Below are 25987 nucleotides of genomic sequence, written 5' to 3'. Positions count from 1 at the left end.
GTCACTCATCCCGTCGCTCACTCCCTCATTGCAGAATCGGCAAAGCCATTTGTCAATACGGCCCGAGCCGGGCGACCTTCTCCGTGGAGGTGGTCACCATGACCGGGACATACGAAGTGGCCGTCATCGGCGGCGGCACGGCGGGGCTCTCCGCGGCGCTGGTACTCGGCCGGGCGCGGCGCCGCACGCTGGTCGTCGACGCCGGCGAGCCGCGCAACGCGCCCGCCGCGCACCTGCACGGCTATCTGACCCGGGACGGCATGCCGCCCGCCGAGTTCCTCGCCAAGGGGCGGCGGGAGGTCGAGGGCTACGGGGTGGAGATCGTCGGGGACCGGGTGGTGGACGCGGTCCGGGACGGCGCCGGGGAGTTCGACGTCACCCTCGGGGCCGGTCGCACCGTCCACGCGCGCCGCCTGATCGTCACCACGGGCCTGGTCGACGAGCTGCCGTCGGTGCCGGGCGTCGCCGAGCGCTTCGGACGCGATGTGCTGCACTGCCCGTACTGCCACGGCTGGGAGGTCCGCGACGAGGCCTTCGGTGTGCTGGCCGGTACGCCGATGGGCGTGCACCAGGCGCTGATGGTCGGCCAGTGGTCCAAGGACGTCACGCTGTTCCTGCACACGGTGGCCGAGGACGAGCTCTCCGACGAGGACCGGCGCCGGCTCGCCGCCGCCGGGGTCGCCGTGGTGCCGGGCGAGGTCGCGGAGCTGGTGGTGGGCGACGACCGGCTCACCGGGGTGCGGCTCGTGGACGGGACGGTGTACGACCGCTCGGTGCTGTTCGTGGCACCGCGCCCGGTGCCGCGGACCGGCCTGCTCGACCGGCTGGGCGCGGAGCTGCGGGAGACGCCGTTCGGCGGCTACCCGGTCGTCGACCCGACCGGGCTGACGAGCGTGCCCGGGGTCTGGGCCGCGGGCAACGCCGCCGGTTTCGCGGAGCAGGTGGTGAACGCGGCGAGCGGTGGTTACCGGGCGGCGGCCACGCTCAACGGCGAACTCCTGTTCACCGACCTCGACGCGGCCGTCGCACGGGGCTAGGGCGACGGCCGGCCTTCCCACCGCGCGCCAGGACGCGGCTGCCCCGGGGCACGGCCGACCCCCCTCAGCCCGATGGCACGGCTTCGCCGCCAGGCGGCGGCCAGTCGTTCCGTGGCCGGCCTCGGGCGAGCCCCGAACGACTGGCCGCCGGACGACGCCCGCGCCCCCGGGCCGCCACGGCAGCCGTACGACCGCGCCCGCGGTGACGGTCGTGCCGACGGCCGGGCCACCGGTGCCGACGGGCGCGCCGAGCCGGTCCTTCGGCCCGTACGGGTGTGAACCCGGCGTCCGCGTTGCACCATGGCTGCATGCTGCTGAGCCGGCTCGCCCAGGTGTCCCAGGAGGTCGCCGCCACCTCGGCGCGGTCCCGGAAGACCGCTCTGCTCGCGGAGCTGTTCCGCGACGCGGACGCGGACGACGTGCCGGTCGTGATCCCGTATCTCGCCGGCCGGCTGCCCCAGGGCCGGCTCGGCATCGGCTGGAAGGTGCTGGGCGAACGGGTCGCCCCCGCCGCCGAACCCACCTTGACCGTGCGCGAGGTGGACGCCCGGCTCACCGCGCTCGGCAAGGTCTCCGGAACCGGCTCGCAAGCGGAACGGGCGCGCCTGGTGGGCGAGTTGATGGGGGCGGCCACCGAGGACGAACAGCGTTTCCTGTTCGGGCTGCTCACCGGTGAGGTGCGCCAGGGCGCGCTGGACGCCGTCGCGGTCGAGGGTCTCGCCGAGGCGACCGGGGCGCCCGCGGGGGACGTACGGCGGGCGGTGATGCTGGCCGGCTCGCTGCAGGCGGTGGCACGGGCCCTCCTGGCGGACGGCCCGGGGGCCCTGGCGGGCTTCCGGCTCACCGTCGGCCGCCCGGTGCTGCCGATGCTGGCGCACACCGCCGCCTCCGTGTCCGAGGCGGTCGGCAAGCTCGGCGCCTGCGCGGTCGAGGAGAAGCTCGACGGCATCCGGGTCCAGTTGCACCGGGACGGCGAGGACGTCCGCGTGTACACCCGCACGCTCGACGACATCACCGACCGGCTGCCGGAACTCACCGCTGCCGCACGGGAGTTGCCGGGCGAGCGGTTCATCCTGGACGGTGAGGTGATCGCGCTGGACGAACAGGGGCGGCCGCGTTCCTTCCAGGAGACGGCCGGCCGGGTGGGGTCCCGTGTGGACGTGGCCGCGGCGGCGCGGACGGTGCCCGTCTCCCCCGTCTTCTTCGACGCCCTCTCCGTCGACGGGCGGGAGCTGCTGGACCTGCCGTCCGCCGAGCGGCACGAGGAGCTGGCGCGGCTGGTGCCCGAGCCGATGCGGGTGCGACGGACCCTGGTGGCGGGGCCCGAGGACGCGGGCGAGGCCGAGGCGTTCCTCGCCGACGCCCTGGCCCGGGGGCACGAGGGCGTCGTGGTGAAGGCCCTCGACGCCCCCTACAGCGCCGGCCGGCGCGGTGCCGCCTGGCTCAAGGTCAAACCCGTGCACACACTCGACCTGGTGGTCCTCGCGGCCGAATGGGGTCACGGGCGCCGAACCGGCAAGCTCTCCAATCTGCATCTGGGCGCCCGCGCCTCCGACGGGTCCTTCGCCATGCTCGGCAAGACGTTCAAGGGCATGACCGACGCGATGCTCACCTGGCAGACCGAGCGGCTCCGGGAGCTCGCCGTCGAGGACGACGGTCACGTGGTGACCGTACGGCCCGAACTCGTCGTCGAGATCGCCTACGACGGTCTGCAGAGGTCGACCCGCTACCCGGCCGGCGTCACCCTTCGCTTCGCACGGGTCGTGCGCTATCGCGAGGACAAGGCGCCGGCCGAGGCCGACACCGTCGACGCCCTGCTGGCCGCCCACCCGGAGGTGACGCGATGAGCGAAGGACAGCACGGAAAGCGGAGCGCGGGACTGCTGTTGTTCCGGCACACCGGCAACGGTCTGGAGGTATTGATCGGCCATATGGGCGGCCCGTTCTACGCTCGGCGGGACGCCGGGGCCTGGACCCTTCCCAAGGGCGAGTACGGGCCCGACGAGACGGCCTGGGACGCGGCCCGCCGCGAGTTCCGCGAGGAGCTCGGCCTGCCACCGCCGGACGGGGAGGCGGTCGCACTCGGTGAGGTCACGCAGACGAACGGCAAGGTCGTCACGGCCTGGGCGATCGAGGCGGAGCTCGATCCGGCGGCCATGGTTCCCGGCACGTTCACGATGGAATGGCCGCCGAGGTCGGGACAGCGGCAGGAGTTCCCCGAACTGGACCGGGTGGAGTGGATGGCCCCGGAGCGGGCCCGGACTCTGCTAGTCAAGGCGCAGACCGTGTTTCTCGACCGCCTGGCTGAGCACTCGGCCGGAGAGTCGGCGTTCGGCCAGTAGCGCCGGCTCACCCCGGGGGCCTCCGCGTTGCGCCGCACGGCAGCGCGCGGGAGGGTCGGAGAACAGTCCGCTTCCAGGAGGTCGGCCATGCCCATCGCGACGGTGAACCCGGCGAACGGCGAGACGCTCAAGACGTACGACGCCCTCGGCGCCGAGGAGATCGAGCGCAGGCTCGCCACCGCCGAGGCCACGTTCCGCACCTATCGCACCACCTCGTTCGCCGAACGGGCACGGCTGCTGCACCGCGCGGCCGAACTTCTGGACGAGGACGTCCAGGACATCGGCCGGGTGATGACCACCGAGATGGGCAAGCCCGTCAAGCAGGCCCGCGCGGAGGCCACCAAGTGCGCGAAGGCCATGCGCTGGTACGCCGAGCACGCCGAGGAGCTGCTCGCCGACGAGGTGGCCGACGTGGCCGACGCCAAGGACTCGGGTGCCTCGCGCGTCATCGCGCGCTACCGGCCGCTCGGTCCCGTGCTCGCGGTGATGCCGTGGAACTTCCCGCTCTGGCAGGTGGTGCGGTTCGCCGCGCCCGCGCTGATGGCGGGCAACGTGGGCCTGCTCAAGCACGCCTCGAACGTGCCGCAGACCGCCCTGTACCTGGAGGACCTGTTCCGCCGGGCGGGCTTCCCCGAGGGCTGTTTCCAGACGCTGCTGGTCGGCTCGGCGGCCGTCGAGGGCATCCTGCGCGACCCGCGCGTCAAGGCGGCCACCCTCACCGGCAGTGAACCGGCCGGCCGGGCGGTCGCCTCGGTCGCCGGGGACGAGGTGAAGAAGACGGTGCTGGAGCTGGGCGGCAGCGACCCGTACGTGGTGATGCCGTCTGCCGACATCGAGCGCGCGGCGCGGATCGCCGTGACGGCGCGGGCGCAGAACAACGGGCAGTCGTGCATCGCGGCGAAGCGGTTCATCGTGCACACCGACGTGTTCGACGCCTTCGCGGAGCGGTTCGCGGTGGGCATGCGGGCCTTGAAGGTCGGCGACCCGCTCGACGAGGACACCGAGATCGGACCGCTCTCCACCGAGCAGGGCCGCGCCGACCTGGAGGAACTGGTCGACGACGCCGTGGAGAACGGCGCGACGGTGCTGTGCGGTGGCGAACGCCCCGGCGGTTTCGGGAGCGGCTGGTACTACGCGCCGACCGTGCTCACCGACATCACACCCGCCATGCGCGTGCACCAGGAGGAGACCTTCGGCCCGGTCGCCACGCTCTACCGGGCCGCCGGCCTCGACGAGGCGGTGGCCCTCGCCAACGACACCCCGTTCGGGCTGAGTTCGAACGTATGGACGCGCGACGAGGCCGAGGTGGACCGGTTCGTCCGTGATCTGGAGGCGGGGGGCGTGTTCTTCAACGGAATGACGGCCTCGCACCCCGCGTTCCCGTTCGGAGGGGAGAAGCGGTCGGGTTACGGACGTGAACTCTCGGGACACGGAATCCGCGAGTTCTGCAACATCACCACCGTATGGCACGGAGCGTGAGCGTTCCGCAGTTACGATCGCCCCTGTGAACCGCGAAGTGACCCTCCCCCTGATCGTCGACGACCGCGGCACGTTGCAGGTGGCCGCCGCCGACGTCAGCAAGCTGCTGCGCACGCTGGGCGGCCGATGGCTGCATCTGGTGGAGGCCGGCCAGGACGGCCTCGACGAGGACACGGTGGCCGCGCTCACGATCGAACTGGCCAAGCTGGCCGACCGGATCGACGTGGCCTGCATCGCGCACAGCAGCGGCACGAACGGTCGCTGAAGCGACGGCACCCGGCCGGACACGGGCCTCTGCGCACCGGGCCGCGCCCGGCGCGGGGGCAATGCCGGGCGCCGGGTCCCTGACGGAGTCACGGGTCCCCGCCCGGCTCACGGCGCCTGCCGGGCTCTCGGCGCGTGCCCGGCACCGGGTGGGCGCGGGGCCCTTCCGGCCCGGCCGGTCCCGCCCGGGGCCCCGCTCCCGGCCTCAGACGACGCGCTGGTCCAGCTCCCACAGGGCGTGCCAGAACTTCGTCTCGTAGGCCTGGAGCAGCCGCCCTTGACGGTGGACGTCGTCGTGCGAGACCCGTCCGGCGTCGAGTCCGTCCTGCACCGCGGCCAGCGCCCGGCTCTCCAGCTCGGGGGCGGGCGCGGCGAAGAGGTCGAAGAAGCCGCAGGCCTCGTCGTCGAAGCCGTAGTGGTGGCGCAGCGCCTCGGCGATCGTCTCGCAGTAGCCGCCCCACGCGGCGAAGTTCGCGCCGATCGCGAGGACCACGTCGGTCGGCTCCCCGTTCAGGGCGAGCCAGGCGACGTACGCGGGATAGGCCTGGCAGTCGGCGAGCGGTTCGTACGACGCCGCGAGCACCTCGTCGGCGCCCACCGCGTCGGCGAAGGCGGCGAGCCGTTCCCCGGCCAGCGCCTCACCCTCCGCGAGCATCTCGAAGAAAGCGGCGCTCGCCGGCTCGGCCGCCGACGTCTCCGTAACCGCCGCCGAGCGTTCGGCCAGATGAAGGAACGCGCGGTGGTCCGCGGCGATCACATGGCGCTGTTCGAGGGCCAGGGCCGCGAGTGTGGTGCGCTGGGCCGCGCCCCGGGCGATCACGGGCAGCAGCCGGTTGGCATGGGGGTCAGGGGCGAGTTTCCCGGTGACGCCCTCCAGCACTTCCCTGGCCGTCCGCGTCATCACGCGCTCCTTCGGTCCGGCAGACTCCGAGCCCCTTCGACCAGGGTGCCATGCCCGGCCCCGGCGTCCCGGTTCCGCGCGGCCCGACGCGATGTCGCAGGTCCGGTGGGCGACGGGGGCCGTGACCGGCCCCCGGCCCGCGCGGAGGGCTCAGCGGATCGGCATCCCGGACAGGGTGCGGGCGATCACCAGCCGCTGGATCTCGCTGGTCCCCTCGAAGATCGTGTAGATGGCAGCGTCGCGGTGCATCCGCTCCACCGGGTACTCGCGGGTGTAGCCGTTGCCGCCCAGGATCTGGATCGCCTGGCCGGTGACCTTCTTCGCCGTCTCGCTGGCGAACAGCTTCGACATCGAGCCCTCGGCCGCGGTGAACTGCTTGCCGTTGACCGCCATCCAGGACGCCCGCCAGACCAGCAGTCGGGCCGCGTCGATCGAGGTGCGCATGTCGGCGAGCTGGAAGGCGACACCCTGGTTGTCGATGATCGGGCGGCCGAACTGCTCGCGCGTCTTGGCGTAGTCGAGGGCGACCTCGTACGCGGCCCGCGCGGTGCCCACCGCCATGGCGCCGACGGCCGGCCGGGACGCCTCGAAGGTGGCCATCGCGGCGTTCTTCACGCGCTCGCCGCCACCCGCCTTCGCGCGCTCGCGGGCACGGGCGAGGCGCTCGTCGAGCTTCTCCTTGCCGCCGAGCAGGCAGGAGCCGGGGACACGGACGTTCTCCAGGACGACCTCGGCGGTGTGCGAGGCGCGGATGCCGTGCTTCTTGAACTTCTGGCCCTGGGACAGGCCCGGGGTGTTCGGCGGCACGATGAAGGAGGCGTGCCCCTTGGAGCCGAGTTCGGCGTCGACGACCGCGACGACGACGTGGACGTTGGCGATGCCGCCGTTGGTCGCCCAGGTCTTCGTGCCGTTCAGGACCCACTCGTCCTTGGCCTCGTCGTAGACGGCGCGCGTGCGCATCGAGGCCACGTCGGAGCCGGCGTCGGGCTCGGAGGAGCAGAAGGCGGCGACCTTGACATCGTTGGCATCGCCGTACATCTGGGGGATCCAGGTGCCGATCTGTGCCTCGGTGCCGTTGGCGAGGACACCCACGGCGGCGAGGCCGGTTCCGACGATGGAGAGGGCGATGCCCGCGTCGCCCCAGAACAGTTCCTCCATGGCCATCGGTATGCCGAGACCGGTGGGGTCGAAGTACTGCTGGGCGTAGAAGTCCAGGGAGTAGATGCCGACCTTCGCGGCTTCCTGGATGACCGGCCAGGGAGTCTCTTCGCGCTCGTCCCATTCGGCGGCCGCGGGGCGGATGACATCGGCGGCGAAGCCGTGCAGCCAGTCCCGGACCTCCTTCTGTTCGTCGTTGAGCTCCATGGTGAACTCGGCCATGTCCCCTCCAGCGCTGCACTAAACTGTTACTTGCGGTAACTGGAGTCTGTTACCGGCTAGTAGGAAAAGTCAACTCCCGGGCCCGGCTCGGCAGCCCGTTCGATACCCATACGACGATCAGTGTTAGTTTGCGCAGGCGTCACCGAATCACCACGGGTGGGGAGAGCACATGGACACCACACAGCGGACCGATCAGCAGAGGTCCGCCGACCGCCGCCGGCGCGAACTGCTGGAAGCCGCCGACAGAGTGGTGCTCCGCGACGGCCCCGGGGCCTCCATGAACGCCATCGCCGCCGAGGCCGGCATCACGAAGCCCATTCTGTACCGCCACTTCGGCGACAAGGGCGGCCTCTACGCCGCGCTCGCCAAGCGGCACACCGACGCCCTCCTCGAAGCGCTGCGGGCGGCCCTGGACGCCCCGGCCGAACGGCGTGAGCGCGTCGAGGCGACGCTCGATACGTACTTGGCCGCCATCGAGGCCCGGCCGCAGGTCTACCGTTTCCTGATGCATCCGGCCGAGGGCGGCCAGCCCGGCGATCCCGGCTTCGACGTGGGCAAGTACTCCGCCCCGGTGCTGCGCCGCATGGGCGAGGAACTGGCCGAGGTCATCGAGGAGCGGGTGGACCTCGGGCCGGGCAGCCAGCAACTGGCCCGGGTCTGGGGCCACGGGATCGTCGGCATGATGCACGCCGCCGGGGACTGGTGGCTCGGCGAACGGCCGTGCACGCGCGCCGAGTTGGTACGAAGCCTGGCCGACCTGCTGTGGGGCCGCCTCGCGGCCGCGGGCGACCGCGTCGGCGGACCGGGTTTCTGACCCGGACTCACGCGGACACCCCGTCAGGGGCGCGGTGCCACCGGCCGGACACGGCCGACGGCACCGGGCCCTGTCAGCCGCTCCAGGAAGCCCGCGCCACCTGGCGCAGCAGCCGCTTCCGGCGCCAGCCCGTGAGCCGGTCCGCGTAGACCCCGCCGTCGAGGTGGTCGCACTCGTGCTGGAGGCACCGGGCGAACCAGCCGGTGCCGTGCACGGTGACCGCCTCACCGGTGACCGTGCGCCCCTCGACGACCGCGTGGTCGTACCGCTCGGTGCCGGCCTCCAGACCGGGCAGCGAGAGGCAGCCCTCAGGTCCGCGCAGGACCACGCCGTCCGCCTCGACGAGACGCGGATTCACCACATGCCCGACATGGCGGACATCGTCGTCGTCCGGGCAGTCGTACACGAAGACCCTGAGTCCGACGCCGATCTGGTTCGCGGCGAGGCCGACGCCCTCGGCCGCGTACATCGTCGCGAACATGTCCTCGACGAGCTGGGCGAGTTGGGGGCCGAAGTCGGTGACGTCCTCGCAGGCCCCGCGCAGCACGGGGTCGCCGAGCAGGGTGAGGGGCCGGACGCGCCCGTGGGTGCCCGGGATGGATCCGTGTCGCATGGCGGCAAGGGTACGGTCCTGGTAGGCGCGCGCATGCCGCGCCGGCACCTAGGTGGTGCCGCGATTCGGGCACGTGAGTGGATCTCGATAGGCTGAGGCCCACACGGTGCCGGGGGCAGAGGCGCGGCGCGTACGCAAGGAGGATCGAGAAACGATGTCAGGCAACTCGGACCCGCTGTCGCCGCGGGCCAAGCTGGCTGTGACGGCGGGCAAGGCGGCGGCTGCCGTCTCGCGAGCCGCCGGACGCGGCAGCGGATCGGTGATCGGTGGCCGGGTGGCGCTCAAGCTCGACCCCGACCTGCTGGCGAGGCTGGCCACACACCTGGACGTGATCCTGGTGTCGGCGACCAACGGCAAGACCACGACCACGCGGCTGATCGCGGAGGCGCTGGGCGCCGCGGGCCCGGTCGTGTCCAACGCGCTCGGCGCCAATATGCCGGCGGGTATCACCTCGGCGCTGGCCGGGGGTTCGGACGCCAAGTTCGCGGTCATCGAGGTCGACGAGAAGTACCTCGCCGGTGTGGCACGTGACACCGACCCGAAGTGCATCGCGCTGCTGAACCTCTCGCGCGACCAGCTCGACCGGGCCGCCGAGACCCGCATGATGGCCGAGCACTGGCGTGAGGGGCTGGCCGGTTCCAAGGCCGTCGTGGTCGCCAACGCGGACGACCCGCTGGTGGTCTGGGCCGCGTCCTCCTCGCCGAACGTCATGTGGGTGGCGGCCGGTCAGATGTGGAAGGACGACGCCTGGTCCTGCCCGTCCTGCGGCGGGGTGATGCAGCGCCCCGGCGACGACTGGTTCTGCGGCGACTGCGGCTTCCGCCGTCCGAACCCGACCTGGGCCCTGTCCGGGGACCACGTTCTCGACCCGCACGGATCCGCGTGGCCGATCCACCTCCAGCTGCCGGGCCGCGCCAACAAGGCGAACGCCGCCTCGTCGGCCGCCGTGGCCGCCGTCTTCGGGGTGCCGCCGCAGGTCGCCCTGGAGCGCATGTACCAGGTGCAGGCGGTGGCCGGACGCTACGACGTGGTGCAGTTCATGCAGCGCGACCTGCGTCTGCTGCTCGCCAAGAACCCCGCGGGCTGGCTGGAGACCTTCTCCCTGATCGACCCGCCGCCGACCCCGGTCATCCTGTCGGTGAACGCGCGCGGCGCCGACGGCACCGACACGTCCTGGCTGTGGGACGTCGACTACACCCGCCTGACCGGGCACCCGATCTTCGTCCTCGGCGACCGCAAGCTGGACCTCGCCGTACGCCTCGAAGTCGCCAACCAGCAGTTCCAGGTCTGCGAGACCCTCGACCAGGCCGTGCAGCAGGCACCGCCCGGACGCATCGAGGTCATCGCGAACTACACCGCATTCCAGGACTTGAGGCGTCGTGTCGGCAACTGAGCCACGGAGGACGAAGAGAATGAGTGACAACAGCCTGCGTCTGGTGTGGATCTATCCAGACCTGCTGAGCACCTACGGCGACCAGGGCAACGCCCTGGTCGTGGAGCGCCGGGCCCGTCAGCGCGGCCTCGACGTGGCCCGTGTCGACGTGCGCAGCGACCAGCCGATCCCCACCTCCGGTGACATCTACCTGATCGGGGGCGGCGAGGACCGGCCGCAGCGGCTCGCGGCGGAGCGGCTGCGCCGCGACGGCGGTCTGGACCGGGCGGTCGGCAACGGCGCGATCGTGTTCTCCGTCTGCGCCGGCTACCAGATCCTCGGGCACGAGTTCATCAACGACCTCGGCCAGCGCGAGCCGGGCCTCGGCCTGCTCGACGTGGTCTCGGTGCGCGGCGAGGGCGAGCGGTGCGTCGGCGACGTCCTCGGCGACATCGACCCGCGGCTCGGTCTGCCCCCGCTGACCGGCTTCGAGAACCACCAGGGCGTCACCCACCTCGGGCCCACCGCCCGCCCGTTCGCGAACGTGCGGCTCGGCAAGGGCAACGGGACGGGCGACGGCACGGAGGGCGCGTACAACGACACCGTGTTCGGTACGTACATGCACGGGCCCGTCCTCGCCCGCAATCCGCAGATCGCGGACCTGCTCCTGAAGCTGGCCCTCGACGTCAACGCGCTGCCGCCGATCGACGACCGCTGGTACGAGGCGCTGCGCTCCGAGCGCATCGCGTCCGCCCAGCAGCCCGCGTAGGGCCGACCCGCCGTCGGGCCAGAGGAACCGTTCCTCAAGGAGGAACGGTTCCTCTTCGCGTTCCCCGGGAGGAACCCTTCCGCTGCGGCGGACGGTCCGTCGCACCCCCTCCGGGGCCCGTCTGAAACCGCATCCGCACAGGTGAGCGGGTGCGTCCAGCAGGCGGACGCACAGTGCGGCCGGGCCCCCTCCCGCCGGTAGGGTGGCAGGAATCCTTGCCGGACAACGTGGTCCGGTCCCCGGACCACGTTGAGAAGGTATTTCGGGCTATGCGCATTGGTGTCCTCACGTCCGGCGGCGACTGCCCCGGCCTGAACGCCGTCATCCGGTCGGTCGTACACCGCGCCGTCGTCGACCACGGCGACGAGGTCATCGGCTTCCGGGACGGCTGGAAGGGCCTCCTGGAGTGCGACTACCTCAAGCTCGACCTCGACGCGGTGAGCGGAATCCTGGCTCGCGGCGGCACCATGCTCGGCTCCTCCCGGGTCCAGCCCGCGCATCTGCGTGACGGCGTGGAACGGGCCAAGGGACATGTCGCGGACCTCGGGCTCGACGCGATCATCCCGATCGGCGGCGAGGGCACGCTGAAGGCGGCCCGCCTGCTGTCGGACGGCGGCCTGCCCATCGTCGGCGTGCCGAAGACCATCGACAACGACATCGCGGTCACGGACGTCACCTTCGGCTTCGACACGGCCGTGGGCGTCGCGACCGAGGCCCTCGACCGGCTGAAGACCACCGCCGAGTCCCACCAGCGTGTGCTGATCGTGGAGGTCATGGGCCGCCACACCGGCTGGATCGCGCTGCACTCCGGCATGGCCGCCGGCGCCCACGCCATCGTCGTCCCGGAGCGCCCCTTCGACATCGAGGAGCTGGCCGCGCGGGTCGGCGAGCGGTTCGAGGCGGGCAAGCGGTTCGCCATCGTCGTCGCCGCCGAGGGCGCGAAGCCCCGCGAGGGCTCGATGGTGTACGACGAGGGCGGCAAGGACATCTACGGCCACGAGCGGTTCGCGGGCATCGCCCGGCAGCTCTCCATCGAGCTGGAGGAACGGCTCGGCAAGGAGGCCCGGCCGGTCATCCTCGGGCACGTGCAGCGCGGCGGCACGCCGACGGCGTACGACCGCGTGCTCGCGACCCGGTTCGGATGGCACGCCGTGGAGGCCGTGCACCGGGGCGAGTTCGGCAAGATGACCGCGCTGCGCGGGACCGACATCGTCATGGTGTCGCTCGCCGAGGCGGTCGAGACCCTGAAGACGGTTCCGGACGAGCGCTACGCCGAGGCGGAGTGCGTGCTCTGAGACGCGCCTGACGAGAACTGCCCCCGGTCGCAGCGGCGGCCGGGGGCAGTTCTAGTCTGGTCCGGACAGACAGCGCACAACCAGTACGAAACAGGAGCCGGCGGATGGATCACAGCGGGCACGGCATGACCATGGATCTGCCGCCGTTCACGCTGGGGCGGGGGCTCATGTGGTCCGCGGACCCGTTCTTCCTCGTCGCCTGCCTGCTCGGGCTCGGGCTGTACGGCTGGGGTGTCGTGCGGCTCGCGCGGCGCGGCGACGCCTGGTCGTGGGGGCGTACGGCCTCCTTCGTCATCGGCGTGCTGACGGTACTGCTCGTCACCTGCTCCCGGCTGAACGACTACGGCATGGTCATGTTCAGCGCACACATGGTCCAGCACATGGTGATCAGCATGCTGTCGCCGATCCTGATCCTGCTCGGGGCGCCGATCACGCTGGCGCTGCGCGCGCTGCCGGTGGCGGCGAAGCGGGGCAGCAAGGGGCCGCGCGAACTGCTGCTGATGTTCCTGCACAGCCGGTACATGCGGATCATCACCCACCCGGCGTTCACCATCCCGCTGTTCATCGCGAGCCTGTACGCCCTGTACTTCTCCCCGATCTTCGACTTCCTGATGGGCTCCAGGACGGGCCACGTCGTGATGATGTGCCACTTCCTCGCCGTCGGGCTGGTGTTCTTCTGGCCGATCATGGGCGTGGACCCCGGCCCGCACCGCCCGGGTTACCTGATGCGGATGCTGGAGCTGTTCGCGGGCATGCCGTTCCACGCGTTCTTCGGCATCGCGCTGATGATGGCCTCGCAGCCGATGGTCGAGTCGTACAAGAACCCGCCGGCCTCCCTCGGCATCGACGCGCTGGCCGACCAGACCGCCGCGGGCGGTATCGCCTGGGCGTTCAGCGAGATCCCCTCCGTCCTCGTCCTGCTCGCGCTGCTCTTCCAGTGGCACAGCTCCGAGCAACGGCAGGCCAAGCGCCAGGACCGGGCCGCGGACCGGGACGGCGACAAGGAACTCGAGGCGTACAACGCCTATCTGGCCTCACTCAACGCACGCGGCCACTGAATCAACCCTGCCATTCACCCTTGCGTGAAAGGCATTTCCGTTCAGTAGCATGGAGGCGAAACTCCGTGCCCGGTCTTCGGCTCGCGGAGCGCAGGGGGGAACCGCGAGGGGGAAGCGGTCATGACATTTCGCGCAGTCATGCAAAGGGCCGGGTTATGTGCGGTACGGCGGACGGCTTTACTGCTGGTTTCCGTTCTGGTAATCAGCGGGTGCGGTAAATCCGATCAATTGTTCGCCATCCGTGCGGTGGCCGCGGGGGTTTCGCAGGCCGATCCCTTCTTCAAGGAGGACGGCACACTCGGCAAGGACGCCGGCGGCACAGCGCGGGCACGGCCGATCGGCGGGGTGCAGGCCAGCAACAGCCCGGGGCTGTACGGCGGCACACCCGTCGGTGAGCCCGGTGGCGACGACGGCGACGGGGGCCAGGGCGGAGGCCGGGGCACCGGCGGGCGGGGCGGGAGCCCAGGCACCGGACGGCCCGGCGGTGGCGGTGGCACGACCGGACCGGGCGGGTCCGCCACACCCGGCCCCGACTTCGGCGGCTCGGCGCGGCCCGGTACCTGTGTCGTCGGGAAGCTCAAGAAATTCCTCACCGACCCCAAGAACTCCGCCAGGGCGCGGGAATGGGCGCGCGTTCTGAATATCCGGCCGGACGGGATCTCCGGTTATATCGACCGGCTCACACCCGTTGTACTGCGTCACGACACCCTCGTGACCAATCACGCGTACAAACACGGCAGGGCCGTCCCCTTCGACGCTCTGCTCCAGGCCGGAATCGCCGTTCTGGTCGACCGCCGCGGACTGCCCGCGGTGAAGTGCTCCTGCGGTAATCCGCTGCGGCCGTCCGCGGCGAACCTCGAAAAGTCCTCGGTGGGGTTCAAGGACGGAAACAGGAAATGGTCCGGCTATCGGCAGGACCGGATCGTCGTCGTCGAGCCGCCTCCGGGGAAGGCGCCCATCGGCCGGCTCCGGCTGGTGGACGTCGAGAACCCGGACCGGGGGATCAGCCGCCCGCTGGGCACGGAGGGCGAGGCCGACACCTCCTTCGACCCGCACGCGCGGACGACGGTTCCGCGGGTGACGGGCCTGACGTTCGCCGAGGCGAGCGGGCGGCTGACGAAGGCGGGGCTGGCCCTGGCCTACGGCGGCGGCACGCCGCCACCGGACGACGCCCGGGTCACTTCCTCCCGGCCCGACGAGGGCGGCTCCCTGGAGTGGGGGACGCCGGTGACGCTGTTCTTGTCCGACCCGGGCGCCGACGGGGGCTCGGACACTCCCCCGGACACCGGCGGGCTGACACCGGCCCCGGACGGTTCCTCCACCGGACCGGGTGACACCGGCACGGACCCGGCCACCGGCGAGACCGGCACGGGGGCTACCTCCGGCCAACCCACGGGGACCACCCCCGGCGAGACCGGCACGGGCGAGACCACCGCGGGTCAGACGGGCACGGGTCCCGCCTCCGGCCGACCCGGCACGGGGGGCACCCCCGGTGAGACCACCGCGGGTGCGACCGGCACGGGGGCCGCCACGGGTGAGACCGGCACGGGAGCCACCCTCGGCGAGACCGGCACGGATGAGACCACCGCGGGTCAGACCGGCACGGGAGCCACCCCCGGTGAAACCGGCACGGGGACCACCACGGGTGAGACCGGCACGGGGCCGAGCACTACAGGCGCGGCGACGGGCGCAGGCGCGACCGGCGAGACCACGACAGGCGCCACGTCCGCGGGCCGGACCGGCACCGGAGACACCCCGGGCGGCACCACTGCGGGTGCCGCGGCCGGCGGGACCGACACAGGCCGGAACACCGCCGGCGGGGCCACATCGGGCTCCGCCGCAGGCGAGACCACGACAGGCGACACCGGCTCAGGCCGGACCACCACCGGGGCCGTCACGGGCGGGACCACAACCGGTGCCCTGGCCGGCACGACCACGGGGGCCACCACAGGCCGGACCGCCGCCGGAGCCTCTGGCGACACCAGCACCGGCGCCGGTGACACCGCCACCGGCGACTCCGGCTCGGCCGTGTCCGGGGGCACCGGTGGCTCCGGCGGCCCGTCCTCCCCCGCGGCGGGAACGACCTGATGGCGCCTGGGTCGTCGCAGTCGGGTGTGGGCCGGATCATCGCCGGCCGGTATCTGCTCGTGGACCGGGTCGGGTCGGGCGGGATGGGCCATGTGTGGCTCGCGCACGACCAACGGCTCGACTGTGAGGTGGCGCTCAAGGAGATCAGGTTCCTCGATGCCCCCGAGAGCGGCGCGGAGCACGCGTCCCGGACGGCACGGGCCCGCGCCGAGGCCCGGCACGCGGCCGTGCTCCGAGGGCACCCGCACGTCGTGACGGTCCACGACGTCCTGGAGCACGAGGGCCTGCCCTGGATCGTGATGGAGTACGTGGCGGGTGCGGAGGACCTGCGCGACCGGCTCGCCCGGCGCGGCCCGCTCGCCCCGGACACCTGTGCCCGCATCGGCATCGCGGTCCTCGACGCCCTGACGGCCGGGCACGAACGCGGCATCATGCACCGGGACGTGAAGCCCGCCAACATCCTGCTCGCCCCGGACCGGGCCGGGAACGCGGAAGCCCGCGTCCTGCTCACCGACTACGGGATCTCGGTCCAGCCCGACTCCCTGGAGACCCGCTGGACCCAGACCTCGGTCCTGGTGGGCACGGCCGGCTATCTGGCCCCCGAGCGGGCGACGGGCGGTCCGCCGACCGCGGCGGCCGATCTGTTCTCGCTGGGCTGCACCCTGTACTTCGGGGTGGAGGGGCACGGGCCGTTCGACCGGGACACCGATCTCGCGGCGATCACCGCCGTGGTCCTGGAGGAGGCCCCGCCACCGCTGCGGGCGGGCGCCCTGCGGCCGGTCGTGGAGGCGCTGCTGGTCAAGGACCCCGCACTGCGGCTCTCCCCCGAGGACACGGCGTCGGCACTGGCCCGGATCCTCACACCGCAGCCCCATCCGCCGACCCGCCTCGACCCGGGCTCCCGCCCACCGTGGTCGGGGTTCGTCACCCCCGACGGATCGCCGGGTGTTTCCGAACCTGTCGGTGACCGGAGCCGGTCCCTGCCCGGTTCGTATCCCGCGGCCGACGGGCCGGAGCCGTATCCCGCGGCGGGTGCCACCGGGTACGGTCCGGCTCACGACCAGGGCCTCGCCGCCCCGGGTGGTCACCCTTCTTCCGCCCCCGACGCCCCCACCGCTCCCGGCGCGGGACCGCGCCCGGCGACGCCCGGGGGGCCGGGCCCCTACGAGCCCACCGGCCATGCCCACGGCGCGTACACCCCGCCGCCGCGGCACGAGCCCGGCCCTCCGGCGCCGGGCGGACCTCGGCCGGAACACGGGCCGGGCTTCGGGCCGCCCTGGCACGGAGGACCGCCCGGCCCGGTCCCCGGCCCCCCTGGACGGCGACGGCGAAAGCCGCCCCGCGTCCCGCGAGCCGTGGCCGCCGTGCTGCTCGCGCTCGGCCTGTCGGCCGGTCTGATCTGGTACGCGGGGGCGTACCGGGCGACCCGGCTGCCGTACGGCGACACGGTCGGGCTCGTCGAACCGCTGCACCGGGGTGACTGCGTCCTCGGTGAGCCGCCCCTGTGGAGGAGCGCCACCGTGCCGCGGCTGAGGCTCGACCCCAGTTGTCACGACCAGAGCCCCGACGCGCAGGTCATGACGGTGTACAAGGCGCCTTCGTTCGACGCGGCCCGCCGTGACGGCTCGCGCCGGTGCGAGAAGAAGACCGAGGACACCGCCCGCAGGCTCGCCTGGAACGTCAGGAGCATGGCCGTCGTGCCGACCCGGGACGGGTTCGCCACCACGGGCGGCACGGTCGCCTGCCTGCTCGCGGGCCGGTACGGCCCGGTGTTCGGGCCGCTCGGGGACCTCCGTCCGTACGGGATGGCCTTCACCGACGCGACCCAGATGCAGCGGGGCGACTGCCTGGGCCATGTGGGCGGCGACCACCGGGTGAGCACGCACTTCGAGCTGGTCGCGTGCGACAAGCACCCCGTGGGGAAGGTCGTCGAGATCACCCGTCTCCGAGTCCACCGGCCCGGCGCGGACCCGTTGGAGGAGGCGAACGACCAGTGCGCGGTCGACGCGCCACCGGAACAGCACGGCTACGACCCCTCCACCCACTGGAGTCATGGGGTGCGCAGTGCGGGTGTGTGGGCTCAGCCGTACTACCTCGTGGTCTGCTTCATCGAGAAGGGGAAGCGCCCGGCGCAGGGGGCCACGTAGTGCGCGCGGCTCTGGCGAAGCGTCCCCCTCCGGGTGAAAATGGCCCCGAAGGCCACGGCCCGCGTCGCGGACCCGCCTGGAGGAGGGTGTTGCGATGCCCGGTTCTACGAAGACGATGGGGGTGCTGACCGTGGGCGGGCTCGTCATGGTGACGGCCTACACGGTGGCGCTCGGCAGTAACGGCTGGCTGTGGTTCGGCTGGGTCGTGCTCGGTCTGATCACGCTGGGGATGGTGGCCTCGCACAGCACCTGAGCCCGCCCGGCACGCACCCCGGTCGCTCCGGTCGCCCGGCCCAGGGTCTTCCCGGTCCGGGCATTCCCGGCTCGCGCCGCGCCTGTCGGCCCGCGTCCGGTCCATCGGTTCGCGCCGGTCGCTCCGGTCACTGGCGGGGGCGCCGGGCGGCGGAGTGCACGCCCGGCTGGTACTTGGGAAGCCGGGCGGTGATCCTCATCCCCGCTCCCACCGCGGTCTCGATGACGAGGCCGTGATCGTCGCCGTACACCTGGCGCAGCCGTTCGTCGACGTTGGAGAGTCCTATTCCTCCGGAGGGGCTGGCCTCTCCGGACAGGATGCGGCGCAGCCGCTCGGGGTCCATGCCGGCGCCGTTGTCCTCGATCACGACCAGCGCCTCGGCGCCCGCGTCCTGCGCGGTGATGCTGATGTGGCTCTTGTCGGTCTTGCCCTCCAGTCCGTGTTTGACGGCGTTCTCCACGAGGGGCTGGAGGCAGAGGAAGGGCAGCGCGACCGGCAGTACCTCGGGCGCGATCTGCAGGGTGACGGACAGCCGCTCACCGAATCGGGCCCGGACGAGCGCCAAGTAGTGGTCGATGGCGTGCAGTTCGTCGGCGAGGGTGGTGAAGTCACCGTGCCTGCGGAACGAGTAGCGGGTGAAGTCGGCGAACTCCAGGAGGAGTTCGCGGGCCCGCTCCGGGTCGGTGCGGACGAACGAGGCGATCACGGCGAGCGAGTTGAAGATGAAGTGCGGTGATATCTGGGCACGAAGTGCCTTGATCTCGGCTTCGATCAGCCGCGTTCTGGACTGGTCGAGGTCCGCCAACTCCAACTGGACGGAGACCCAGCGGGCGACCTCACCGGCGGCGCGTACGAGAACGGCCGACTCGCGGGGCGCGCAGGCGACGAGCGCGCCGTGCACCCGGTCGTCGACGGTGAGCGGTGCGACGACGGCCCAGCGCAGAGGGCAGTCGGGCTCCTCGCAGGTCAGCCGGAAGGCCTCGCCGCGGCCGGTCTCCAGCGGGCCGCCGAGGCGTTCCATGACCTCGGTGCGGTGGTGGGCGCCGACGCCGTCCCAGGCGAGGACCGTCTCCTGGTCGGTGAGGCACAGCGCGTCCGTGCCGAGCAGGGTGCGCAACCGCCGGGCGGAGCGGCGGGCCGTTTCCCCGGTGAGCCCCGCGCGCAGCGGGGGCGCGGCCAGCGAGGCGGTGTGCAGGGTCTGGAAGGTGGCGTGCTCGACCGGGGTGCCCAGCCCGCCGAGGTTCTCGGGCCGTGCGGTGCGCCTGCCGAGCCAGAACCCGGCCGCCAGCAACGGGAGTGCGGCGACGCACAGCCCGGCGATGAACCCGCTCACCGGCCCGCCACCCCACCCGCGGAACCGCACCCGCGCAGCCGTCCCGGCGGCCACCGAACGGCCGCCACATCTGCCACGCCCGCCATGCCCGCCACGCCCGCCACGGACGTCTCGCCGCGTGCCTCGGCCGTCACCCCACCCGGGAGACGGCGCCCGCGCAGCCGTCCCGGCGGCCTTCGGGCCCGCCGTACCTCCGGCGAGAGCCCCTCACCCCGCGCCCCGTTGGGCGAGATCCTCACAGCCCGGCCTCCTTCGCGCCCGCCGCCGCGCTCGCTGTCCCGCTCACCGCCGCGCGGACCTGGCCGTCCGTGAGCTCCTCCGGGAGGTGGAAGCGGGCGAGGATCGCCGCCGTCCCGGCCGGCACCCGGGTGGCGGTGGCCAGGGAGACCAGCACCATCGTCACGAATCCGAGCGGCACCGACCAGAGCGCCGGCCAGGCGAGCAGCGCGTGCAGGGACCCCGTCGTACCGGGATAACCGGCCATCGTCGCGGCGACGGCGACGAGGGCGGCGCCGCCGCCGCCGATCATCCCCGCCACCGCCCCGGGCGGGGTGAGCCGCCGCCACCAGATGCCCAGGACGAGCAGCGGGCAGAACGAGGACGCGGAGACGGCGAACGCGAGCCCCACCGCGTCGGCGACGGGCAGCCCGCCCACCAGCACACTCGCGGCGAGCGGTACCGCCATCGCCAGTACGGTGCCGAGCCGGAAGTGCCGTACACCGCGGGAGGGAAGCACGTCCTGGGTGAGCACGCCCGCGACGGCCATGGTCAGTCCGGACGCGGTCGAAAGGAACGCGGCGAAGGCTCCGCCCGCGACCAGTGCCCCGAGCAGGTCCGCGCCGGCTCCGCCGATCATCCGGTCGGGCAGCAGGAGTACGGCCGCGTCCGCGTCGCCGGTGAGGCTGAGCTCAGGGGCGTACAGCCGGCCCAGCGCTCCGTAGACGGGCGGGAGGAGGTAGAAGGCGCCGATCAGACCGAGGACGGCGACGGTCGTCCGGCGGGCGGCGACGCCGTGCGGGCTGGTGTAGAAGCGGACGACGACGTGGGGCAGGCCCATCGTCCCGAGGAAGGTGGCGAGGATCAGCCCGTAGGTGGCGTAGAGCGGGCGCTCCTGGCGCCCGGCGGCCAGGGAGGTCGACATGGCGCCGTCGCTGCCGCGGTCGGCCGCCGGGACCGGGTCTCCCGGGCCGAAGGTCAGCCGGGTGCCGCTCTCGATGTGGTGGGCGCCCCGCGGGAGCCGGACGCGCGCGGCCTCGTACCGGCGGCCGTCGACGGTGCCCGTCGCGGTGACGGTGAGCGGCCGGGACAGCTTCAGGTCGAGTGTGGCGTCGACCTGGACCACGCGCCGTTCGCGGAAGGTCGGCGGTTCGTCGAAGGCGTCGTGGGGGGCGCCGTGGGACTGCCAGGCGAGGACCAGGAAGAGCGCGGGGACGAGCAGGGCGGTGAGTTTGAGCCAGTACTGGAAGGCCTGCACGAAGGTGATGCTGCGCATGCCGCCGGCCGCGACGGTGGCCACCACGACGACGGCGACCAGCACTCCGCCGAACCAGTCGGGCGCGTCGGTCAGCACCGCCAACGTCAGTCCCGCGCCCTGGAGTTGGGGCAGCAGATAGAGCCAGCCGACGCCGACGACGAACGCCCCGGCGAGTCGCCGCACCGCCTGGGACCCGAGCCGCGCCTCCGCGAAGTCGGGCAGCGTGTAGGCACCGGAGCGGCGCAGCGGTGCGGCGACGAAGAGGAGCAGCACGAGATAGCCGGCGGTGTACCCGACGGGGTACCAGAGCATGTCCGGTCCCTGGACGAGCACCAGGCCCGCGATGCCCAGGAAGGAGGCCGCCGAGAGGTATTCGCCGCTGATCGCGGCCGCGTTGAGCCGGGGTCCGACGGTGCGTGAGGCGACGTAGAAGTCGGAGGTGGTCCGGGATATGCGCAGCCCGAACGCGCCGACCAGGACGGTCGCGACGACGACGAGGGCCACGGCGGGAACGGAGTAGTTCTCGTTCATGGTTCAGCGGTCCTCGACCAGGCGCACGAAGTCCTTCTCGTTGCGTTCCGCCCGCCGCACGTACCAGCGGGCGAGCAGTACGAGCGGCGGGTACACGCCGAAGCCGAGGACGGCCCATTCGAGGGCCGAGCCGTCCGGCATCGCCGCGAAGACCAGTGGCAGCGGTCCGACGAGCAGCACCAGGACGGCCAACGTCACACTGGCAGCGCGAAATTGACTGCGCATCAGCGAGCGGACGTAGGTGTGGCCGAGTGTGGTCTGCTCGTCGATCTCGGTCCTCGGCCGGTAGTAGCCGGACGTCCGGAGGGTGCGCCGGGGCGCTCCGGTGACGACCACACGGCGGTCGGTGGGGTCCTGCGGCACGCGGTGCTCCTCAGCTCGTGGTCCGGCGCAGCAGCAGGTCGCGCAGTTGGCGGGCGTGCCGGCGGCTGACCTGGAGTTCGACGGAGTCGACGAGGACGCTCACCGTGCCCGCGTCCAGGCGGAGTTCGCCGATGTGGCGCAGGGCGACGAGATGGCGCCGGTGGATGCGGACGAACCCGCGGGAGCGCCAGCGCTCTTCGAGGGTGGACAGCGGGATGCGCACCAGGTGACTGCCCTGCGCGGTGTGCAGCCGGGCGTAGTCGCCGTGGGCCTCGACGTGGGTGATGTCCTCGACGGCCACGAAGCGGGTCACGCCGCCGAGTTCGACGGATATGTGGTCGGGGTCGGGCTCGTGGACGGGGATCAGGGGTGCGGTGTCCCTCAGTTGGACGGCCCGCCGGACCGCCTCGGCGAGCCGTTCGCGGCGTACGGGCTTCAGGACGTAGTCGACGGCCTTGAGGTCGAAGGCCTGCACGGCGAATCCCTCGTGGGCGGTCACGAACACGACGAGCGGCGGCTGGGCGAACCCGCCGAGCAGCCGGGCGAGGTCGAGCCCGTCCAGGCCCGGCATGTGGATGTCGAGGAAGACGACGTCGATCGCCTCGGGTCCGCCGGGTCCGGACTGCAGGGCCCGGTTGATCCTGCGCAGTGCCTCGGTCGCGTCGCTCGCGCCCTCGGCGCTGCCGATCCGGGGATCGGCGTTGAGCAGATAGAGGAGTTCCTCGAGCGAGGGTTGTTCGTCGTCGACGGCGAGCGCGCGCAGCATGAGAGTGGAGTGTAAGAGCGATTCGCGTGGCTGGACATGTGCGGGACATGGCCGTTGTCCCCGGCCGGTCGGCGGTTGCCGCTGGATACAGTGCCGCCATGAACAGCAAGCCCGCGATGTTCGACGAGCTCGACCGCAAGATCATCACGGCCTTGATGGCCAATGCCAGGACGAGCTTCGCGGAGATCGGCGCCGCGGTCGGACTGTCCGCGACGGCCGTCAAGCGCCGCGTCGACCGGCTGCGCGAGACGGGTGTGATCACCGGTTTCACGGCCACGGTGAAACCCGCGGCACTGGGCTGGCGCACGGAGGCGTACGTGGAGGTGTACTGCGAGGGCGCCGCGCCGCCCCGGCGGCTCGCGGAGGTGGTGCGCAACCATCCGGAGATCACCGCGGCGATGACCGTGACCGGGGGCGCTGACGCGCTGCTGCACGTACGGGCCGTCGATGTGGAGCACTTCGAGGAGGTGCTGGAGCGCATCCGGGTGGAGCCCTTCATCCGGAAGACGGTCAGCTACATGGTGCTCTCCCATCTGCTGCCCGAGGCCCCGGAGGCCGGAGCGACCCACGCGGCTCCGGACGACGCAGGAAACGTGCGCTGACCCAGCCGATCACGCAGCAGTACTGCGTATACGCGCAGCTCTCGTCGCTTGTCGCCCGTATCCCCCGTTTCCTACCGTGGAGGCATCCCACCAGTCGACACCGCAGGAAGCGGAGGAACCCCTCTGTGCCCGACAGCCGTGTGCCGCGTCCCCGGCGCTTTCTCGTCTGCGAACCCAGACACTTCGCCGTGCAGTACGCGATCAACCCCTGGATGCGTCCCGACGACCCCGTGGACGTCGGTCTCGCGCGCGATCAGTGGCAGGCGCTGATCAGCGCCTATCGCGCGTACGGCCACACCGTCGACTCGATCGAACCCGTCGCCGGCCTGCCCGACATGGTCTTCGCCGCGAACTGCGCGCTCGTGCTCGGGGGCCGGGTCTTCGGCTCGTCCTTCCACGCGCCCGAACGCCGCCCCGAGTCCACCGCGTACGAGACCTGGTTCAAGGCGGCCGGTTTCGACGTCTACCGCCCCGAGTCGGTGTGCGAGGGCGAGGGTGATCTCGTCCCGACGGGCCGGTACGTCCTCGCGGGCACCGGATTCCGTACGACGCCCGAGGCCCATCGCGAGGTCCAGGAGTTCTTCGGCGTCCCGGTGATCAGCCTTCAGCTCGTTGATCCGCTCTTCTACCACCTGGACACCGCGCTCTTCGCCCTCGACGACGACAACATCGCGTACTACCCGCAGGCGTTCTCACCGGGCAGCCGCGAGGTGCTGACCCGGCTGTTCCCCGACGCGGTGCTCGCGACCCGCGACGACGCCCTCGCCTTCGGCCTCAACTCGGTCTCCGACGGCCGTCACGTCTTCATCGCGCCGCGCGCCGAGGCCCTCGCGGACCAGCTCGCCCGCCACGGCTACGTCCCCGTCCCCGTCGACCTGTCGGAGTTCCACAAGGCCGGCGGCGGCATCAAGTGCTGCACTCAGGAGATCCGCTCATGACCGCTCCCGCCCGTACGACCGGGTCCCCCGTAGCCGGTACGCGCAGCTCCGACGAACTGATACGGGCCGAGGAACCCGTCCTGGCGCACAACTACCACCCGCTGCCGGTGGTCGTCGCGCGGGCCGAGGGCACCTGGGTCGAGGATGTCGAGGGCCGCCGCTACCTCGACATGCTGGCGGGCTACTCGGCCCTCAACTTCGGCCACCGCAACCCGGTGCTGATCGAGGCGGCCCACCGCCAGCTCGACCGGCTCACCCTCACCTCGCGGGCCTTCCACAACGACAGGCTGGCCGGATTCGCCGAGTCCCTGGCCGCGTTGACGGGCCTGGACATGGTCCTGCCGATGAACACGGGCGCCGAGGCGGTGGAGAGCGCCATCAAGGTGGCCCGCAAATGGGCGTACGAGGTGAAGGGCGTCGAGCCCGGCCGGGCGACCATCGTGGTGGCGGCCGACAACTTCCACGGCCGTACGACCACGATCGTCAGCTTCTCCACCGACGAGAGCGCCCGCTCCGGCTTCGGCCCCTTCACCCCCGGCTTCCGGGTCGTTCCGTACAACGACCTGGCCGCGCTCGAAGCGGCGATCGACGAGACGACGGCCGCGGTGCTCATCGAGCCCATCCAGGGCGAGGCGGGCGTGGTCATCCCGGACGACGGCTATCTCGCCGGCGTCCGCGAGCTCACCACCCGCACCGGCTGCCTGTTCGTCGCGGACGAGATCCAGTCCGGCCTCGGCCGTACCGGCACCACGCTGGCGGTGGACCACGAGTCGGTCGTCCCCGACCTGCTGCTGCTCGGCAAGGCGCTCGGCGGCGGCATCGTGCCGGTCTCCGCGGTCGTCGGGCGCCGGGACGTGCTGGAGGTGCTGCGTCCTGGTGAGCACGGATCGACGTTCGGCGGCAATCCGCTGGCCGCGGCGGTCGGCTCGGCGGTCGTGGGCCTGCTGGAGACCGGTGAGTACCAGCGGAGGGCGTCCGAGCTGGGTGTGCTGCTGCGGGACGGGCTGGCGGCCCTGGTGGGCCGGGGTGTCGAGGGCTTCCGCTCGCGCGGGCTGTGGGCGGGTGTCGACATCGACCCGTCCATCGGCACGGGCCGCGAGATCAGCCGGGGCCTGATGGACGAGGGGATCCTGGTCAAGGACACGCACGGTTCGACCATTCGGCTGGCGCCGCCGCTCACCATCACGGCCGAGGAGCTCCAGTCGGCTCTGGGCGCTCTGGAGAAGGTCCTGACGCGAGGGATCTGACACCGGCCCCGTGGCCACCGGAGGGGGCACCTGCCCCTCGGCCCAGTGGTCACCGCAGGGATACCGGCCGCTCGACCGCGGGCGGGCGCAGAGGCGCCCGCCCGTCACGGTGCGAGGACCTTCTTCCCTTCGCGGTGCGAGGACCGTCTTCCCGTCTCCTGGACGGCGGCCGCCCGGGCCCGTCTCCCGGGTCCCGTCCGCGGTCGCCCGATCCCGGCGCCCGGCCCCTCGATCACCCCTCCCACAGTCCGACCGGCATCCAGTTCTCCGCCCAGGTCTCGGACCAGCACCGGACCTTGCCGTCGGCCAGGGCCGCCACATGGAGGTTCCCGTCGGCGCCGGCGTGCAGCCCGACGAGTCGCGCCGGTCCGGTGCGGAGGGTGTACTCCCTGGCCTTCGCCCCGGTCTCGGTCACCACGGACACGCCGTACGGCCCCGCGGTGGCGCGGGCGACCCCCTGCCGGATGCCGCGCAGCGCCGTGTGGGTCCACTCCGGCTGCCGGGAGACCTCGGTCTCCTTCCACGGCGCCCCCGGGCGGTGCCTGGTCAGGCCGTACCGGGTGCCGTCGGCGGCGAGCAGTCCGACCTCCAGTTCACCCGAGCCGCGGTTGAGCTCGATCGCGCCCCGGACGGCCGCCCCGGCCCGGACCGTCGTCCACTCCGGGAGGGCGCCGGGGACGGCGGGCCAGGTGCAGTGGGTGACCCGGTCGGGCACGACGGACGAGGGGATTCCGGTCAAGCGCACGCGTGGCACGGCCGTCCGGCCGACGCCGCCGTCGCCGTCACGGCCGCGGAACTCCCGCAGCTTCCAGGGGTCCGTGCGGTCGGCAGTGACGCAAGGGATCCGATACCGGCCAAGTGGCCACAGAGGGTGACACCGCAGCGGTTACGCCCGGCGACGGCCGCGCCTACACTGATCGCT

General features: G+C 72.4%; 24 protein-coding genes. 16 read left to right on the top strand and 8 right to left on the bottom strand.

Annotated elements, in window-relative coordinates:
* Positions 1-98 precede the first annotated feature (98 nt).
* From OHT01_RS33960 to OHT01_RS33940, 5 genes are all read left to right on the top strand, one after another.
* Positions 99-1037, top strand: a complete 939-nt coding sequence (locus OHT01_RS33960; RefSeq protein ID WP_328556928.1) for an NAD(P)/FAD-dependent oxidoreductase — start codon at positions 99-101, stop codon at positions 1035-1037.
* 308 nt (positions 1038-1345) lie between these two features.
* Positions 1346-2884: an ATP-dependent DNA ligase gene (locus tag OHT01_RS33955; RefSeq protein ID WP_328556927.1), complete on the top strand. Its 1539-nt coding sequence runs from the start codon at positions 1346-1348 to the stop codon at positions 2882-2884.
* A complete protein-coding gene (locus OHT01_RS33950) occupies positions 2881-3378 on the top strand; it encodes an NUDIX domain-containing protein (protein WP_328556926.1) in 498 nt (165 codons plus the stop codon). The genes OHT01_RS33955 and OHT01_RS33950 overlap by 4 nt, the downstream gene beginning before the upstream one ends.
* A gap of 87 nt (positions 3379-3465) precedes the next feature.
* A complete protein-coding gene (locus OHT01_RS33945) occupies positions 3466-4857 on the top strand; it encodes an NADP-dependent succinic semialdehyde dehydrogenase (protein WP_328556925.1) in 1392 nt (463 codons plus the stop codon).
* Positions 4858-4882: 25 nt separating this feature from the next.
* The gene (locus tag OHT01_RS33940; RefSeq protein WP_328556924.1) at positions 4883-5122 is read left to right on the top strand and encodes a DUF6213 family protein; all 240 of its coding nucleotides are present in this window, start codon (positions 4883-4885) and stop codon (positions 5120-5122) included.
* A gap of 204 nt (positions 5123-5326) precedes the next feature.
* On the opposite strand, the gene OHT01_RS33935 is transcribed toward OHT01_RS33940, so the two are convergent.
* Both OHT01_RS33935 and OHT01_RS33930 read right to left on the bottom strand, forming a co-directional pair.
* The gene (locus OHT01_RS33935; RefSeq protein WP_328556923.1) at positions 5327-6022 is read right to left on the bottom strand and encodes a transcriptional regulator; all 696 of its coding nucleotides are present in this window, start codon (positions 6020-6022) and stop codon (positions 5327-5329) included.
* A 150-nt stretch (positions 6023-6172) separates the two neighbouring features.
* Complete coding sequence (locus OHT01_RS33930; RefSeq protein WP_328556922.1) at positions 6173-7402, bottom strand: acyl-CoA dehydrogenase family protein; 1230 nt, start codon at positions 7400-7402, stop codon at positions 6173-6175.
* A gap of 169 nt (positions 7403-7571) precedes the next feature.
* On the opposite strand from OHT01_RS33930, the gene OHT01_RS33925 reads away from it, so the two are divergent.
* A complete protein-coding gene (locus tag OHT01_RS33925) occupies positions 7572-8216 on the top strand; it encodes a TetR family transcriptional regulator (RefSeq protein ID WP_328556921.1) in 645 nt (214 codons plus the stop codon).
* A gap of 73 nt (positions 8217-8289) precedes the next feature.
* Here OHT01_RS33925 and def read toward each other — a convergent pair whose 3' ends face one another.
* Positions 8290-8829: a peptide deformylase gene (gene def / locus OHT01_RS33920; RefSeq protein WP_328556920.1), complete on the bottom strand. Its 540-nt coding sequence runs from the start codon at positions 8827-8829 to the stop codon at positions 8290-8292.
* A gap of 154 nt (positions 8830-8983) precedes the next feature.
* Here def and OHT01_RS33915 point away from each other — a divergent pair, with 154 nt between their 5' ends.
* The 7 genes from OHT01_RS33915 (at position 8984) to OHT01_RS33885 (ending at position 17811) form a co-directional block, all read left to right on the top strand.
* Positions 8984-10222, top strand: a complete 1239-nt coding sequence (locus OHT01_RS33915) for a MurT ligase domain-containing protein (protein WP_328556919.1) — start codon at positions 8984-8986, stop codon at positions 10220-10222.
* Positions 10223-10241: 19 nt separating this feature from the next.
* Complete coding sequence (locus tag OHT01_RS33910) at positions 10242-10970, top strand: type 1 glutamine amidotransferase (RefSeq protein WP_328556918.1); 729 nt, start codon at positions 10242-10244, stop codon at positions 10968-10970.
* A 269-nt stretch (positions 10971-11239) separates the two neighbouring features.
* Positions 11240-12265 carry a 6-phosphofructokinase gene (locus OHT01_RS33905; protein ID WP_328556917.1) on the top strand — a complete coding sequence of 342 codons (1026 nt, stop codon included), beginning with the start codon at positions 11240-11242 and terminating at the stop codon, positions 12263-12265.
* Positions 12266-12369: 104 nt separating this feature from the next.
* Positions 12370-13323 carry a cytochrome c oxidase assembly protein gene (locus tag OHT01_RS33900; protein ID WP_328556916.1) on the top strand — a complete coding sequence of 318 codons (954 nt, stop codon included), beginning with the start codon at positions 12370-12372 and terminating at the stop codon, positions 13321-13323.
* Between the two features lie 228 nt (positions 13324-13551).
* Complete coding sequence (locus OHT01_RS33895; protein WP_328556915.1) at positions 13552-15411, top strand: PASTA domain-containing protein; 1860 nt, start codon at positions 13552-13554, stop codon at positions 15409-15411.
* Entirely contained in the window at positions 15411-17558 is a 2148-nt protein-coding gene (locus OHT01_RS33890) for a protein kinase domain-containing protein (RefSeq protein WP_328556914.1), read from the top strand. Before OHT01_RS33895 ends, OHT01_RS33890 begins: the two co-directional genes overlap by 1 nt.
* Positions 17559-17652: 94 nt before the next feature.
* Entirely contained in the window at positions 17653-17811 is a 159-nt protein-coding gene (locus OHT01_RS33885; protein ID WP_328556913.1) for a hypothetical protein, read from the top strand.
* A 127-nt stretch (positions 17812-17938) separates the two neighbouring features.
* On the opposite strand, the gene OHT01_RS33880 is transcribed toward OHT01_RS33885, so the two are convergent.
* The 4 genes from OHT01_RS33880 to OHT01_RS33865 form a co-directional block, all read right to left on the bottom strand.
* Positions 17939-19144: a sensor histidine kinase gene (locus tag OHT01_RS33880; protein WP_328556912.1), complete on the bottom strand. Its 1206-nt coding sequence runs from the start codon at positions 19142-19144 to the stop codon at positions 17939-17941.
* Positions 19145-19379: 235 nt separating this feature from the next.
* Positions 19380-21149 carry a sodium/solute symporter gene (locus OHT01_RS33875; RefSeq protein ID WP_328556911.1) on the bottom strand — a complete coding sequence of 590 codons (1770 nt, stop codon included), beginning with the start codon at positions 21147-21149 and terminating at the stop codon, positions 19380-19382.
* 3 nt (positions 21150-21152) lie between these two features.
* Positions 21153-21512, bottom strand: a complete 360-nt coding sequence (locus tag OHT01_RS33870) for a hypothetical protein (protein ID WP_328556910.1) — start codon at positions 21510-21512, stop codon at positions 21153-21155.
* Positions 21513-21522: 10 nt separating this feature from the next.
* On the bottom strand, positions 21523-22278 hold the full coding sequence (locus OHT01_RS33865) for a LytR/AlgR family response regulator transcription factor (RefSeq protein ID WP_328556909.1): 756 nt from the start codon (positions 22276-22278) through the stop codon (positions 21523-21525).
* A gap of 98 nt (positions 22279-22376) precedes the next feature.
* Between OHT01_RS33865 and OHT01_RS33860 the strand changes: the two genes are divergently transcribed.
* The 3 genes from OHT01_RS33860 to rocD all read left to right on the top strand — a co-directional run bounded on the left by OHT01_RS33860 (position 22377) and on the right by rocD (position 25065).
* Complete coding sequence (locus OHT01_RS33860; protein WP_328556908.1) at positions 22377-22880, top strand: Lrp/AsnC family transcriptional regulator; 504 nt, start codon at positions 22377-22379, stop codon at positions 22878-22880.
* 125 nt (positions 22881-23005) lie between these two features.
* The gene (ddaH, locus tag OHT01_RS33855) at positions 23006-23818 is read left to right on the top strand and encodes a dimethylargininase (protein ID WP_328556907.1); all 813 of its coding nucleotides are present in this window, start codon (positions 23006-23008) and stop codon (positions 23816-23818) included.
* On the top strand, positions 23815-25065 hold the full coding sequence (gene rocD / locus OHT01_RS33850; protein WP_328556906.1) for an ornithine--oxo-acid transaminase: 1251 nt from the start codon (positions 23815-23817) through the stop codon (positions 25063-25065). Before ddaH ends, rocD begins: the two co-directional genes overlap by 4 nt.
* Positions 25066-25297: 232 nt before the next feature.
* On the opposite strand, the gene OHT01_RS33845 is transcribed toward rocD, so the two are convergent.
* Positions 25298-25810 (bottom strand): hypothetical protein, encoded by a 513-nt coding sequence (locus OHT01_RS33845; protein WP_328556905.1) that lies wholly within the window; start codon positions 25808-25810, stop codon positions 25298-25300.
* Positions 25811-25987 lie beyond the last annotated feature (177 nt).

It is taken from the genome of Streptomyces sp. NBC_00358 (genome assembly GCF_036099295.1).
GTDB lineage: Bacteria > Actinomycetota > Actinomycetes > Streptomycetales > Streptomycetaceae > Streptomyces.
Note: the sequence above shows the minus strand (reverse complement) of the source record. Positions and strands in the feature narration are given on the sequence as shown.